Origin of the sequence: Dyella sp. (assembly GCF_035508675.1) — a bacterium.
GTDB lineage: Bacteria > Pseudomonadota > Gammaproteobacteria > Xanthomonadales > Rhodanobacteraceae > Dyella_B.
In genome coordinates this window covers 24,452-39,201 of record NZ_DATJMN010000058.1, presented here as the reverse complement: position 1 = coordinate 39,201, position 14,750 = coordinate 24,452, and the positions used below count along the sequence as shown (strand labels likewise).

The following is a 14,750-nucleotide window of genomic DNA, read 5'->3' as shown; positions in this document are numbered from 1 at the left end:
TTCGCTGATCGCCGCCCAAAAGCTGCAACCCAAGGGCAACCTGCTCGACAGGAATCGTTGGGCACAGCAGACCGCCCCGATCGCCTACGTGAAAGATCCCACCGCCCTGCTCCCCGCCAAGCAGGACTCGGGCCAGGGCATCAGCACCTACCTGCTGATGCGCGAACGCGTGCGCGTGCTGTCCGACGATGCCTATCGCATGAGCACCTATTACGCCGGCCTGCTCGCCCGGCAGGACGGCCGTTACAACACGCCGGAGAATCACTATGGCTACGCCCTGGCGCTGACGCGCAGCGGCCAGGGCGCCAAGGCGGTGGCCCAGTTGCAGCCGCTGCTGGCCGCCTATCCGGGCAACCTCACGCTACGTCTGGCCATGGCCGACGCGCGCCTGCAAGCCGGCGAACGCGCGGCAGCGTTAGGCATCTACGCCGCGCTCAACACCGAATCCCCGCGCAACAAGGCTATCGGCCTGGCCTATGCCAATGCGCTCACCTTCGGCGGCAGCAAGGAACAGGCCGCCCAGGCGGTCGAACTGCTGCGCCCGATGCTGGAAGACACGGACGAACCGAGCTTGTTCACGGCCTATGGCCGCGCTGCCGAACGAGCCGGTGACAAGGTGCGTGCCGGCGAGGCCTACGCGCAGGCCAGTTACCTGTCCGGGCGCCCGTTCGACGCCATGGAGCAGCTAAAGACCCTGCTCAAGCGCAACGACCTGGACTACTACGCCCGCGCCCGCATCCAGGCGCATATCGCCGAACTCACCCCGCTGGTGCTGGAACTGCGCAAGCGGCGGATTTCCACCGATGACAACCCTGACGGCAATGACCAGTCGCAGCAACAATTTGGCACCGGCTGCGCAGGACGGCTTTGCTTCGGCCTGGATGCCAACCGCTGACGTCATCAAGCCCTGTTTTCACCCAACCCACGCAAAAGTTCCCGTTCAACCACGCTCCAAGCCACTGTTTTCATACGGTGTCATCGGCACGTAACATTGCACCGCTGCAATAATTGCGTCATAGGCCACCCCTCCGGACCTTAGCGTGCACAAACGCATCCTGATTGTTGAAGACGAAGCTTCCATCCGCGACATGGTCGCCTTCGCCCTGCGCAAGGCCGGCATGGACACCTCGCAAGCCGCCGATGCCCGCACCGCCCAGATGTCCATTGCCGAACAGGTACCGGATCTGATCCTGCTCGACTGGATGCTGCCAGGCACCAGCGGCCTGGATCTGGCGCGCCGCCTGCGCAAGGAAGAGCTCAGCCGCGAGATCCCGATCATCATGCTCACCGCGCGCGGCGAGGAGATGGATCGCGTCAACGGCTTGGAGGCCGGCGTGGACGACTACGTGGTCAAGCCCTTTTCCACCCGCGAGCTGATCGCCCGCATCAAGGCCGTGCTGCGGCGCAGCCAGGGCGACGACGGCTCGGGCATGGTGGAACTGGGCAGGCTGCGTATCGACGGTCCGGCGCATCGCGTGTTCGCCGGCGAAGAACCGGTACCGATCGGCCCCACCGAATATCGCCTGCTGTATTTCTTCATGACCCATCCGGAACGCGTCTATTCGCGCGCGCAACTGCTCGACCATGTGTGGGGCGGCAGCGTGTACGTGGAGGAGCGCACCGTGGACGTGCACATCCGCCGCCTGCGCAAGACGCTTGAGCCGTGGAAGCTCGAGGACATGGTGCAAACCGTGAGAGGCGCGGGCTATCGCTTCTCGGCGAGCCCTTGAGGCAAAAGCCCTGATGAAAAACCCGGTCGAAAGCGCCTGGAAACGTCCCCTCGCGCTGACCGGGGGGCTGGTCGTGGGCGCTTTGGGCGGCTGGCTGGCCAACGGCCATGTGGCAACTGGTGTGGCGCTTGTCGCGGTCGCAGAAATTGTCTTGCTGCTGACGCATTTGCGTCACATTGCTAAGCCCATCATGAGCTTATCCTCCATTCCCCCGGATGGCCCATCCGACCCGTCCCGGCATGACCGATTCATGATGCGCTCCCGACGCCTAGCCGCCAATTTGCATGATCTACGCCGTGCCGCAGGCAACCTGCCGGACGCCATCGTGCTGCTCGACCAGGACCAACACGTACGCTGGTTCAACCACGCCGCCGAAAGCCTGCTCGGCCTGCGCCGCCCGCAAGATCGCGGCGTGGTGCTGAAGGAACGCCTGCACAACTCCGAACTTGCCAGCTGGCTGGAAGAAACCTCGCCCGAACCGCTCAACGACGTGAGCGCCCCCGGCGCACCCAGCCGCCACATCAACGTGACCCTGCTGCCCTTCGGCACGCGCCAACGGCTGCTGCTGGCCCGCGACATCAGTCACATGTCGCGGCTGGAACAGATCCGCCGCGATTTCGTGGCCAACGTATCGCACGAACTGCGCACGCCGCTCACCGTGATCCACGGCTATCTGGAACTGCTCGATCCGGAAGACGTGCCGCACCTGGCGCCCGTGCTCAACGAAATGCGCGCGCAGTCCAAACGCATGGGCCAGATCGTGGAAGATCTGCTCACCCTGTCGCGCCTTGAAACGCAGGACCATGTCAGCGAAGAGCGCGTGCCGATGGCGCCGCTGCTGGCCACGCTGCGCAAGGAAGCCGAGGCACTGAGCCAGGGCCGCCACAGCATCACCGTGGAAAACATGGCGGCCATCGATCTGCTCGGCTCGCCCAAGGACCTGCACAGCGCGCTGTCCAACCTGGTCAGCAATGCGGTGCGCTACACACCGACCGGCGGACGCATCACCATTCGCTGGGAACGCACCGCGGAAGGCGCCAATTATTCGGTCACCGATACCGGCTACGGCATTCCCGCCGACCACTTGTCGCGCCTCACCGAGCGCTTCTACCGCGTCTCCTCCAGCCGTTCGCGCGACAGTGGCGGTACCGGCCTGGGCCTGTCGATCGTCAAGCATGTGCTTGGTCTGCATCAGGCGCGGCTGGATATCCGCAGCACGCCGGGCCAGGGCTCCACCTTTACCTGCTGCTTTGGGCGCGAGCGCCTGATGTCGCCGGAGACGCACGAATCCACGTAAGGTGAGTGCATGGCCAAGTTGGGGGTCGGCTATGCCTCATCCCAACCTGCGCGCATTACAGAACGTTGAACGTCTTCTTACAAACGCATAGGCGTGATACCTATTCATGAGTAAGAATGGATGAATGCCGCGTCGCCAAGCCAACCAAGCCGTCGTCAACCACGAAACCTCCCAGCCCGAGCTGCTCCTCAGCCGCGAGCTGGCCACGCTCGAATTCAATTTCCGGGTGCTGGCGCAAGCGCGCGATATCCGCATGCCGTTGCTGGAACGCCTGCGCTATCTCAGCATCGTCGCCAACAACCTCGACGAATTCTTCGAAGTGCGCGTGGCGATGCTCAAGCATCACCACCAGTTCGGCTCGGCCGCGCCCGGACCTGACGGCATCCCGTCCGGCGAATTGCTGGCGCGCATCCGCGAGCGCGTGCTCGACCTGGTCAGCGCGCAATACACCACCTGGCAGGACGAACTGGGCCCCGCGCTCGCTGCCGAGAACATCCACTTCCTCACACGCTCGCAGTGGACCACGCGCCAGCGCCGGTGGCTGCATGGTTATTTCGAAAACGAAGTGCTGCCGGTGCTGTCGCCGCTGGGGCTGGATCCGGCGCATCCGTTCCCGCGCATCCTCAACAAGACCCTGAACATTGCGGTGGTGCTGCAAGGCCGTGATGCCTTCGGCCACGAAGGTCATCTGGCGCTGGTGCGCGCACCGCGTTCGCTGCCGCGCATCATCCGCATTCCCAACGAGGTATGCGGCCCCGGCGATCACTATGTATTCCTGGCCGAGCTGCTACAGGCCTTCGTCGACATGATGTTCCCCGGCTTCAAGGTCGCCGGCTCCTACCAGTTCCGCGTCACCCGCAACAGCGAGCTGATCGTGGAAGAGGAAGAAGTCGACAACCTCGCGCGAGCGCTGGCCGAAGAACTGCACGGCCGCGGCTACGCGCGCCCGGTACGCCTGGAGATCGGCGCCGATTGTCCGCAGTCGATCGTATCGATGCTGATCGGCAACTTCGAACTCGAGGAAAGCGACGTCTACCGCTGCAACGGCCCGGTCAACATCATCCGCGCCGGGCTGGTCTATGACGAACTCGATCATCCCGCGCTGAAATTCCCGCGCTTCACCTCCGCCCTGCCGGTGGCGTTGAGCGGCGGGCGGAAAATATTCGAAGTACTCGCCCAGCGCGACATCCTGCTGCATCACCCGTACGAATCCTTCAACGCCGTGGTCGATCTGCTGCGCGAAGCCGTGCAGGATCCCGATGTGCTGGCGATCAAGCAGACGCTCTATCGCGCCGGCAAGGACACGCCGCTGGTGGACCTGCTGATCGAGGCTGCGCGCAACGGCAAGGACGTCACCGTGGTGATCGAACTGCGCGCGCGTTTCGATGAGGAAGCCAACATCCGTTTCGCCACGCGCCTGCAGGAAGCCGGCGTGCAGGTGGTCTACGGCGTCGTGGGCTTCAAGACGCACGCCAAGATGATGTTGATCGTGCGGCGCGAGAACGGCCATCTGCGCCGCTACGTGCATCTGTCCACCGGCAATTACCACCAGGCCAACAGCCGGCTCTATACCGACATCGGCCTGATGACGGCCAATCCGGAATTCGGCGACGACCTGCACAAGATTTTTCAGCAGCTCTCGGGCCTCGGGCCGATGATCAAGCTCAAGTGCCTGCTGCATTCGCCGTTCACGCTGTACAAGAGCGTAATGGAGAAAATCGAGCGCGAAGCCGCGCATGCACGCCACGGCAAGCCGGCGCGCATCGTCGCCAAGCTCAACGCCATGAACGAACCGCACGTGATCGAAGCGCTCTACGCGGCAGCGCAAGCGGGCGTGGAAATCGACCTGATCGTGCGCGGCGCCTGCACCTTGCGCCCTGGTTTGCCGGGCATTTCCGAGCGCATCCGCGTACGCTCGATCGTGGGACGCTTCCTGGAACACAGCCGCGTGTACTGGTTTGCCAACGACGGTCAAGCGGAACTTTACTGCGCCAGCGCCGATTGGATGGAACGCAACCTGATGCGGCGCATCGAGGTGGCCTTTCCCATTCTCGACCCGCAGCTTGCCACGCGTGTGTATGAAGAAACGCTGGCCAACTATCTGGCCGACAACACACAAGCATGGCTGCTGGCTAGCGACGGACGCTACACGCGCGCGACGCCGGGTGGGGACAAGCCGCATTCGGCGCAGGATGCGTTGCTGGCCAAGCTATGCAGCGCGGCGGCGGCTGCGCCGGTTCGCGCATCGCTTCCCACCACGTTGCGTGAAGAAGGCTAGCAAGGCAGGGATGAAAGCCCAGCACATCAGGTTGATGCCCGACCGATACATGCGAGAATCGCCCGCAGTACCAACAGGAGCCCTGCGTGAGCCTCGGTGACCAGATGCAGATCAAGGACGGCGAGCTGATGGCCGCCGTCGACATCGGCTCAAACAGCTTTCACATGGTGGTGGCACGCATGGAGCATGGCGAACCGCGGGTGATCGATCGCCTGCGCGAAACCGTGCGCATGGCGGCCGGCCTGCGTGCCGACGGCACCCTGGATGCCGAGCACCGCGCCCGCGCGCTCAATTGCCTTGCCCGTTTCGGCCAACGCATCGCCGGCATTCCCACCGCGCGCGTGCGCGCGGTCGCCACCAACACGGTGCGCCGCCTCGCTTCGCCGCAAGCCTTCCTCACCGCCGCGGAGGCCGCGCTCGGGCACCCGGTGGAAGTGGTGTCCGGCCGCGAAGAAGGCCGCCTGATCTTCCTGGGCGTATCGCATGACCTGCCCACCTCGCGCGAACCGCGGCTGGTGATCGACATCGGCGGCGGCAGCACCGAATTCATCATCGGCCGCGGCCTTGCCCCGCTGCACACCGAAAGCGTGCAAGTAGGCTGCATCGCCACCACGCAGCGCTTTTTCCCCGGCGGTAAGCTCACGCGCAAGCGTTGGCAACGGGCGCGCGGCGAAATCGGCGTGCTGCTGCAACAGTTCTCGGAGGAATACCTGGAAGCCGGCTGGTCCGACGCCTTCGGCTCCTCCGGCAGCGCCAAGGCGATCGGCGCGGTGGTGCAAGCCATGAAGCTTTCCGATCATGGCGTCACCCCCACCTCGCTCGCTGCGTTGCGCGATGCGTTGCTGGAGCAGGGGCAGATCGGCACGCTCAAGCTGCCGGGCCTGTCGGACGAGCGTGCACCCGTGTTTGCCGGCGCCGCGGTGATTTTTGAAGCGGCCTTCGCCGCGCTCGGCATCGAACGCCTGCAAGTATGCGAGAGTTCGATGCGCGAAGGCTTGCTGTGGGACCTGATCGGCCGCGCCGGCGGCACCGACCCGCGCACCGCCAGCATCGATGCGCTGGCCAACCGCTACGGCGTGGACCGCGCACAGGCGCGGCGCGTGGAATCCACCGCGCTGATGCTGTTCGACCAGGTCAGCGCCAGTTGGAAACTGGACGGCGAAGCGCGCGAGTGGCTGTCGTGGGTGGCGCGCGTGCATGAAATCGGCCTGGCCATCGCGCACAGCCAGTACCATCAGCACGGCGCCTATATCCTGCGCAATGCCGACCTCGCCGGCTTCTCCAAGCAGGAACAGCATCTGCTCGCCACGATAGTGCAAGCGCACCGGCGCAAGCCAGACAAGGCCAGCTTTTCCACCCTGCCGCAACGCTACCGCCAGCTCGCCCGGTACATCACTGCCCTGCTGCGTGTAGCGGTACTGTTCCGCCGTGCGCGGCGCCCGGAATCGCTGCCGCCGCTGCGCCTCGCCGCTACCACCCAGCGCCTTGGACTGAGCCTGCCATCGGCATGGCTGGAGCAACATCCGCTCACCCAGGCCGACTTGGAGCAGGAAATCACGCCGATGGCGGAGCTGGGGTTGACGCTGTCGATCAGCGCGGCGTGATCCCATGCACGCGCTCCCTTGCCTACCGTGAAAAGCTAGCTGATGCCAGTCGTGCAGGCTGGGATGAAAACCCAGCATCGCCATTCCGCAAGGCCGGGATTTCATCCCGGGCCGCCCACCCGCGTATCATGCACGGATATTTCAGCCGTACCTCCCCTAATCATGCCCAAGTACCTGCTGACTGCCCTCTTCCTGCTTGCTGCCCCGCTCGCCGTTGCGCAGACCTCCAAGCCAACCGCCAAAGCCGCCGCCACGCCCTCCGCACCGGCACCAGCGGCCGACAATCCCGAGGTGACGATGCATACCTCCCAAGGTGACATCACACTGGAGCTCTACGCGGACAAATCACCCAAGAGCGTGGCGAACTTCCTGCGTTACGTGCACGAAGGGTTTTACGCCGGCACCGTGTTCCACCGCGTGATTCCCGGCTACCTGATTCAAGGCGGCCTCTACACGGCCGAGCTGCAACCCCGTCGCACGCATTCGCCGGTACCCAGCGAAGCGGAGAATGGCCTGTCCAACCTGCGCGGCACGATTGCCGTCGCACGCGGCGCCGATCCCAACTCAGGCACGTCACAATTCTTCATCAATCTGGTGGATGACCGCCGCCTCGATTACGTCGGCAACCAGAGCGGACTTACCTGGGGCTACACGGTATTCGGCAAGGTGATCAAAGGCATGGACGTGGTGGACAAGATCGCCGCGCTGCCGACGCATGCGCAAGGACCTTTCGCCGCCGACGTGCCCACGCCGCTGGTGACGATCGAAAGCGTCAACGTGATCGGCGAGGAAGCACCCGCCGCGCCCAGCACCACCGCCAAACCGGCTCCCGCTGTCGCACCACGCAAGTCGAAATGAGCACGCTGTTCATTTCCGACCTGCATCTGGACGACAGCCGCCCGCACATCACCGCACTGTTCGAGCACTACCTCGTCAGTGACGAGGTGCGGCGCGCCGATGCGCTATACATCCTGGGCGACCTGGTCGAAGCATGGGTGGGCGACGACGACGATGCCGAATTGCCCCGGCGCATCGCTCGCGCCACCAGCGCCGTGCGCGATGCCGGCGTGCCGGTGTACTTCATCGTCGGCAACCGCGACTTCCTGCTCGGCGAGGCCTTCGCGACACGCGCCGGCTTTACACTGGTCGAAGACGGCGCAGTACACGATCTGTACGGCACGCCCACGCTGCTGATGCATGGCGACGTGCTGTGCACGGACGATGTCGCCTATCAACAGCTACGCCGCCAGTTGCGCTCGCCGGAATGGAAAGCACAGGTGCTGGCCATGCCGCTGGATGCACGCCGTGCCCTGGCCGCCAAGGCACGCGCCGAAAGCCGCAACTACACCAGCGGCGCCGACGAAACGCTGATGGACGTCAACGCCGACGCGGTGGCCCACGCCATGCGCCATGCCGGCGTAACGCATCTGATCCACGGCCACACGCACCGCCCCGCGATCCATCATTTTGAATTGGACGGCCAGACGGCCGAACGCATCGTACTGGGCGACTGGTACGACCAGGGCTCCGTGTTGTACGTGACACCGGACGAACGCACCCTGCGCGGCCTGCCTGCATAAAGCCGTAAAACCGATCTACAAAATCGGCAACCTATACCCGTTTTCGGAAAAAGTGGCTTTTTCTCCCCGAATCAAGGGGAAATAGGCTGTTTTCGTCCACGCCGGCTTCACCTATGTGTATGCAGCATCAAATTGCCCGACCCCACTCATGTCGGCGTATTCACGCTTGTTCAGGGCCTCAGGTTGCACACGATACCGGCATGCATGAGCCGGTCGGGGGATAGTTGTTTGCATTTCACCGGGCGCACCCGGCCGGCGCAACGCCATGGCTGGAGCGCACGCATTCAAGGAGCGGCCAGTTATGCGAAACAAATCTTCGGGCAACATTTTCAAGCAGACCCTTTTGGCAAACCTGATCGCGGCATCCGTTTTGTCATTGGCGGCGTGCAGCGGATCAGGCGGCGTCCATCATTCATCGGGAGGACTCGCTGTAGGCCCTTCCAGTAGCGGCTCCAGCAGCACGGGATCCGGCGGCTCCGGCTCGGATGGTGCGGGTTCGGGCACGTCCGGGAGCAGCGGCAACAGTGGTAGTGGTGGCGGCAGCGGCAGTGGTGGCGGCAGCGGCAGTGGCGGCAGCAGCGGCAGTGGCGGCGGCGGCGGTGTCACCGGTACAGGTGGAAATGGTGGCGGCGATAGCGGCGGATCACCGAGCCCAACTCCGACTCCGACACCAACGCCCACTCCGACACCGACACCAACTCCAACCCCAACGCCCACACCAACCCCGCAACCCAGCACCTTGCTCGGCAGCGTAGCGACCGGCGCAGGCGGGGCCGTAGCCGGCCTTGGCGGGGCGGTAAGCACCGTGGGTTCGCAACTCACCAACCAATCGCTGTTGGGCAACAACGGCCTCACCCAGGGTCTCAGCGGTGTCGTTACCCAGACAGGCGACGCCGTGACCGCACTAGGCAACGGCGTAAGCGGCGGACTCGGCCAGCTCGGCAACAGCAAAGATCCGCTTGGCACTACCGTGCAAAGCGTGGGGGGCGTGGTCAACGACTCCGGCCAGGCGGTCAACGATCTAGGCAAAACGGTTCCCAGTGTCGGCTCTTTCCAGGGCTCGCCGATCCAACCGATCACCTCCACGCTGGGCGGTGCCGTGTCGACCGTCGGCAACGAAGTATCGGCGGCCGGTACGCCACTGGATCACAGCCTGAGTACGGGCCTGTTGAAGACCGTGACGCAAACCGCCAGCAACACCGTCACCCCCCTGGCGACGCTGGGCCAAACCAGCAGCAACGGCGGCGGCAATCTGGTCGCAGCGGTGTCACAGGCGGGTGGCAATGCCACCAGCGGCGTGGGCAACATCGTTTCCTCGGTGGGCGGGCAATTGGCCAGCACGGGTTCGTCGGTGCCTGGCGCAGCGCCGGTCACGCAACTGGTGGGCAATACCGTGCAAGGTGCCGGTAACGCCGTCACCACACTCGGCAATGGCGTCACCGCCGGACTGGGCCAGTCAGGCAGCATCAGCAATCCGGTCGGCGTGACGACGACCGGCGCCACCAATGCCGTCACCGCCGTGGGCCAGACACTGGCCAGTACAGGCCAGGCGCTCACCAACGCCACCGGTTCCGGCCCTGCTGCCGGGCTTGGCGCCGTGACCAGCGTGGCGGGCTCGACCGTCGCTGCCGCGGGCAATACCGTGGCCGCGGTCGGCAGCGGCGGCACCACCGCTGGCGGCAACGTCCTGCAACCGGTCACGCAAACGGTTAGCAATGTCGTCAACGGCGTGGCCAACCTGACCGGCACCAGCGGCACGGGCGGCTTGCTGGGCGCGGTAACGGGCGGTTCGTCATCCAGCAGCAACGGCAACAACAAAGGACTGGCCGGCCTGTTCGGCAAACACGGCCTCTGATCGAAGCACGGCATCGTGCAAGGAGCGAGGGCGATCGCAGGATCGCCCTCGCATTACCGCCGCGCGCGAACCTGCAGGGACAACCCTTTCGCGCTTGACCACCCAAAGAACCAGAGGCATCGCATGAAGGCATGGATCGGCCCGGCACTTGGCGTCTCGATGGTGATGTCGATGCAGGCGCAAGCACAGGTACGCCCTCCCGCTACCGCCAATCCGCTGCAAAACCTGCCGCGCGTGGAAACACCGTCAGCCCCAAAAATCAACACCAACGTGCAAGCGCGCGCAGCCAACCCTCGCCTGGCTGCACTGCTCGCCATGCCGATCACGCCACGGCGTTTCGACGTAGCCGGCGTACATGCGGTGCCATTCAAGGACGTAGCCGCCTTGTTCAGCCCGATGACCGGCAAGACCGTGCATGTTTCCGACGTGCTCAATGCCGCGGCGAAGATCAGCGCCCTGTACCAGGCACACGGTTACGCACTGTCGTTCGGCTATGTGCCCACCCAGGATTTTGCCAACGGCGATGTACGCATCACGGTGGTGGAAGGCTATGTGGCCGACGTGGACATCCACGGCGATGCCGGCAACATGGCAGCGAAAATCCGCGCCATCGCCGCGCACATCACGCGCGATCGACCGCTGCGGCAAAAAACCTTCGAGCGCTACCTGCAAGTGCTGGGCATGCTGCCTGGGGTGCATATCGATGCGAATGTACCGGCTCCCACCACCACGGACGGCGCCACGCATCTGGTGCTTGCCGTCAAGCGCACACGCTTCAACGCGACCACGGGCCTCGATTTCGATCATCCCGGTGTGCAGGGCCTCACCAGCCTCACCGAAAACGGCGTGCTGCCCTTCGCCGAACAGATCGGTTTCTCCACCTTGCTGCCGTCCGGGCCTGGCCGCCAGCACCTGTATTCGCTCACGTATTTGCAGCCACTGGGTTCGGATGGCCTGCAACTGCACGCCGGCGGATCGCATTACCAGGGCAGCCCGGATACCGACGACCAATTGCCCTACTACCTGCAGCAGACCATGCAGCAGAACCAGTTCTCGCTCTCGGCTAGCTATCCGTTACGGCTGGACAACCATACCTCACTCATCGCCACCGGCGGCGCTTACGCCACCACGCTCAACGAGACGTATACCAATACCATCACCGGCGCGCACCTGATCCAGCATGACGGCCTGCGCGTATTCAACGGCAAGCTGGATTATCTGCGCGCCAGCGACACCAGCCTGCAAAAGATCAACCTGGAGATCGCGCGCGGCATCGATGGCCTTGGCGCAAATGCGAGCGTGGTGACGCGCGTGGGCAATATCGTGCTCGTATCGCCGGTGGACCCGACATTCACGCGCTACGACGCAACGTTCCTGCAAAGCAACACCTGGTCGCATCGCATCGGCACGGTTTTCAGCATCACCGGGCAATACAGTCACAGCACGCTCCCGACGACCGAACAGATCAGCTTCGGCGGCGCACGCTACGGCCTGGCCTACGACCCTGGCGAAACGGCGGGAGACAGCGGCTGGGGCACCTCATTTGAAGTGAATCAACGCTACGACCTGTCGAACCGCTGGGTAAAGCAAGTGACGCCGTATGTCGTCACCCAGTTGGCACGCGTCTATCTCAACCTCGGCGCACCGGCGCCGGCGAAGCTTGGCAGTGCGGGGCTCGGTGTGCGCTGGACGGATAAACACTACTACGCATTCGACCTTGCCGTGGCGCAACCGGTCGGCGACAAGCCGATCGGCGCGAAACACCGCGCGCCGCGGGTGGATCTCACGTTTAGCTATCAGCTGCGTTGATCGATAGTGGCGGAAAAGCTGGCTTGGGCATCAGCCTCGTCCCATGCCACCTCAAGGCGTAGGAATAGAACGTCCCCTTTTAAGGTCCCCCTGCAAGCTTTTTTCAGCAGCACCCGACAGACCCGGCTGCAACCACTCCACTAGCGTATGGGGCATCAACCTATCGTCAAACGTGGTCTGATATGACGCTCACGACTCCGCTCTCACTCACGTTCAACCGCATCTTCGACGCACCGCCAGAAAAACTGTACGAAGCCTTCACCCGCAAGGAAGTCATTCAAAGCTGGTTCGGCCCCGAAGGCTTTACGATCCCGCGTGCGGATATCGATGCACGGGCCGGTGGTAAATATCGCTGCGAAATGCATTCGCCGGCGGGTTCGGCCTATGTCTTGGTCGGTGAATTTCGTGAGCTCGTCCCAAGCGAAAAAATCGCCTTCACCTGGTCCTGGCTGGCAAACGGAGAGCTGGGTCCGGAAACGCTGGTGACGCTGCATCTGGCCGATCGTGCAGGACGCACCGAACTGACGCTCGAACATGCCGGCTTTGCCACGGAGGATACGCGCGACTCGCATCAGGACGGCTGGACGTCCTCCCTCGAAAGCCTCACCCGCATGCTGGACGGCAAACCACAGCCGGTGGAAAGCCGCATCAGCGTGATCGGCGACCCGCGCAGCACCTATGTGCGCTCGGTGCGCATGACGCTGATCGAAAAAGGCATTTCCTATTCCCTCGATCCGCAACCGCCGCATTCAAACGTCGTCTACACGTTGAACCCCTTCGGCAAAGCCCCTGCCTTCCGCGCTGGTGATTTCGTACTGTTCGAATCGTCAGCCATCCTGCGCTACATCGACGAAGCCTATCCCGGCCCAAGGCTGATGCCGGATACACCCGCCGAGCGCGCCAAGGCCGAGCAGTGGATCAGCGGCATCAACTGCTACGGCTACGACACCATGATCGGCCGCTTTCTGATGCAATTCCTTTTACCGAAAGGCCCCAACGGTACGCCGAATCGAACGGTGATCAACACCGCCATCGTGGACATGCACAAGCAGCTGACCATTCTCGACCACGCGTATGGCGACAAGGACTTCCTGGTCGGCGACCGGCTCAGCCTGGCCGATCTGGAATTGGCGCCGATCATCGCTTACCTGGTCAATCACCCCGAGAGCAAGGACATCCTGGCACCATTTGCCAATGTGATGCGCGGCCATGCGGTGATGACGCGTCGAGCAAGCTTTGCGCAAACCGTTCCGCCTGCGTTCTGACATGCGTTGCCGGCATGTTTGTCCGCCGTTTGCTTGCCGGATAACACCAAGGCGAAGTGAAAAGGCTCCTCTCGGAGGAGGGAGGCCGCCATGTCGGCCCTTACGATGCATTGATCGCCGGCCAGGCTTGGGCACGCAATCTGATCTTGATCACGCGTAACGTGCGGGAATTTCAATGCATCGCACAAATACACGTGGAAGATTCGGAATCCCGAGCCGTATGGCGCTTCCTGACGCAGCAAGCCACAAAACAAAAACGGCCACCCTCGCGGATGGCCGTTCGCTCGGCAACAACGAAGCCGCCGATTACTTCTTCGCAAACAAATGCTCAACGCCCGCGCGCTCTTCGCGCAGTTCCTTGTCGGTGGCATCCATACGTGCACGCGAGAAGTCATTCACTTCCAGGCCTTGCACGATTTCATACTTGCCGTTCTTCACCGTCACCGGGTAGCCGTAGATCACGCCCGGCGCGATGCCGTAGGAGCCGTCGGACGGAATACCCATCGACACCCAGTCGCCTTCCGCCGTGCCCAGCGCCCAGGTGCGCATGTGGTCGATCGCAGCGGAGGCCGCGGAGGCCGCCGAGGAGGCGCCGCGTGCCTTGATGATCGCCGCGCCGCGCTGTTGCACGGTGGGGATGAAGTCCTTCTCGTACCAGGTTTGATCGACCAGGCTCAGTGCCGGCTTGCCGTCCACGGTGGCGTGATGCAGGTCCGGATACTGGGTGGAGCTGTGGTTGCCCCAGATGGTGACCTTCTTGATGTCGGTGGTGTGCTTGCCGGTCTTCTCGGCCAGCTGCGACAAGGCGCGGTTGTGGTCCAGGCGCACCATCGCGGTGAAGCACTTGGGATCGAGATCCGGTGCGTTCTGCTGCGCGATCAGCGAATTGGTGTTGGCCGGGTTGCCGACCACCAGCACGCGCACGTCGCGCTTGGCGTGGTCGTTCAGCGCCTTGCCCTGCGGGGCGAAGATGGCGCCGTTGGCTTCCAAGAGATCCTTGCGCTCCATGCCCGGGCCGCGCGGACGCGCACCGACCAGCAGTGCATAGTCGACATCCTTGAAGGCCACATTGACGTCGTCGGTGGCGACCACGCCGGCCAGCAGCGGGAACGCGCAATCGTTGAGCTCCATCACCACGCCCTGCAGCGCGGGCAGCGCCGGGGTGATTTCGAGCAGATGCAGGATCACCGGCTGGTCCGGACCGAGCATGTCGCCGGCGGCGATACGAAACAGCAGGGCGTAACCGATCTGGCCGGCGGCGCCGGTCACGGCAACACGAACGGGGGCTTTCATCGTGGCAACTCCTTCAGGTGCATAAAACGACAAAGCCCG

11 protein-coding genes are annotated in these 14,750 nt (G+C 63.8%); 10 read left to right on the top strand and 1 reads right to left on the bottom strand.

What is annotated here, in order from left to right; genetic code table 11:
* The 10 genes from VMA74_RS03650 to VMA74_RS03605 all read left to right on the top strand — a co-directional run.
* A partial coding sequence (locus VMA74_RS03650) for a tetratricopeptide repeat protein (RefSeq protein ID WP_414649552.1) occupies nt 1-895 on the top strand: 895 nt, incomplete at its 5' end.
* A 145-nt stretch (nt 896-1,040) separates the two neighbouring features.
* On the top strand, nt 1,041-1,730 hold the full coding sequence (gene phoB / locus VMA74_RS03645; RefSeq protein ID WP_325364901.1) for a phosphate regulon transcriptional regulator PhoB: 690 nt from the start codon (nt 1,041-1,043) through the stop codon (nt 1,728-1,730).
* Between the two features lie 13 nt (nt 1,731-1,743).
* A complete protein-coding gene (gene phoR / locus VMA74_RS03640; RefSeq protein WP_414649551.1) occupies nt 1,744-3,027 on the top strand; it encodes a phosphate regulon sensor histidine kinase PhoR in 1,284 nt (427 codons plus the stop codon).
* Between the two features lie 124 nt (nt 3,028-3,151).
* Nucleotides 3,152-5,305 carry a polyphosphate kinase 1 gene (ppk1, locus tag VMA74_RS03635; RefSeq protein ID WP_325364897.1) on the top strand — a complete coding sequence of 718 codons (2,154 nt, stop codon included), beginning with the start codon at nt 3,152-3,154 and terminating at the stop codon, nt 5,303-5,305.
* 104 nt (nt 5,306-5,409) lie between these two features.
* Nucleotides 5,410-6,909, top strand: coding sequence for a Ppx/GppA phosphatase family protein (locus VMA74_RS03630; protein ID WP_325364903.1), 1,500 nt, complete (start codon nt 5,410-5,412; stop codon nt 6,907-6,909).
* Between the two features lie 162 nt (nt 6,910-7,071).
* Nucleotides 7,072-7,767, top strand: coding sequence for a peptidylprolyl isomerase (locus tag VMA74_RS03625; RefSeq protein ID WP_325364895.1), 696 nt, complete (start codon nt 7,072-7,074; stop codon nt 7,765-7,767).
* The gene (gene lpxH / locus VMA74_RS03620) at nt 7,764-8,489 is read left to right on the top strand and encodes a UDP-2,3-diacylglucosamine diphosphatase (RefSeq protein ID WP_325364893.1); all 726 of its coding nucleotides are present in this window, start codon (nt 7,764-7,766) and stop codon (nt 8,487-8,489) included. Before VMA74_RS03625 ends, lpxH begins: the two co-directional genes overlap by 4 nt.
* Nucleotides 8,490-8,790: 301 nt before the next feature.
* Nucleotides 8,791-10,344: a collagen-like triple helix repeat-containing protein gene (locus VMA74_RS03615; RefSeq protein ID WP_325364891.1), complete on the top strand. Its 1,554-nt coding sequence runs from the start codon at nt 8,791-8,793 to the stop codon at nt 10,342-10,344.
* 123 nt (nt 10,345-10,467) lie between these two features.
* Nucleotides 10,468-12,153, top strand: coding sequence for a ShlB/FhaC/HecB family hemolysin secretion/activation protein (locus VMA74_RS03610; protein ID WP_325364889.1), 1,686 nt, complete (start codon nt 10,468-10,470; stop codon nt 12,151-12,153).
* A 182-nt stretch (nt 12,154-12,335) separates the two neighbouring features.
* Entirely contained in the window at nt 12,336-13,418 is a 1,083-nt protein-coding gene (locus VMA74_RS03605) for an SRPBCC domain-containing protein (protein ID WP_325364888.1), read from the top strand.
* A gap of 306 nt (nt 13,419-13,724) precedes the next feature.
* On the opposite strand, the gene VMA74_RS03600 is transcribed toward VMA74_RS03605, so the two are convergent.
* Nucleotides 13,725-14,711, bottom strand: coding sequence for a malate dehydrogenase (locus tag VMA74_RS03600; RefSeq protein WP_325364887.1), 987 nt, complete (start codon nt 14,709-14,711; stop codon nt 13,725-13,727).
* Between the last annotated feature and the right edge of the window lie 39 nt (nt 14,712-14,750).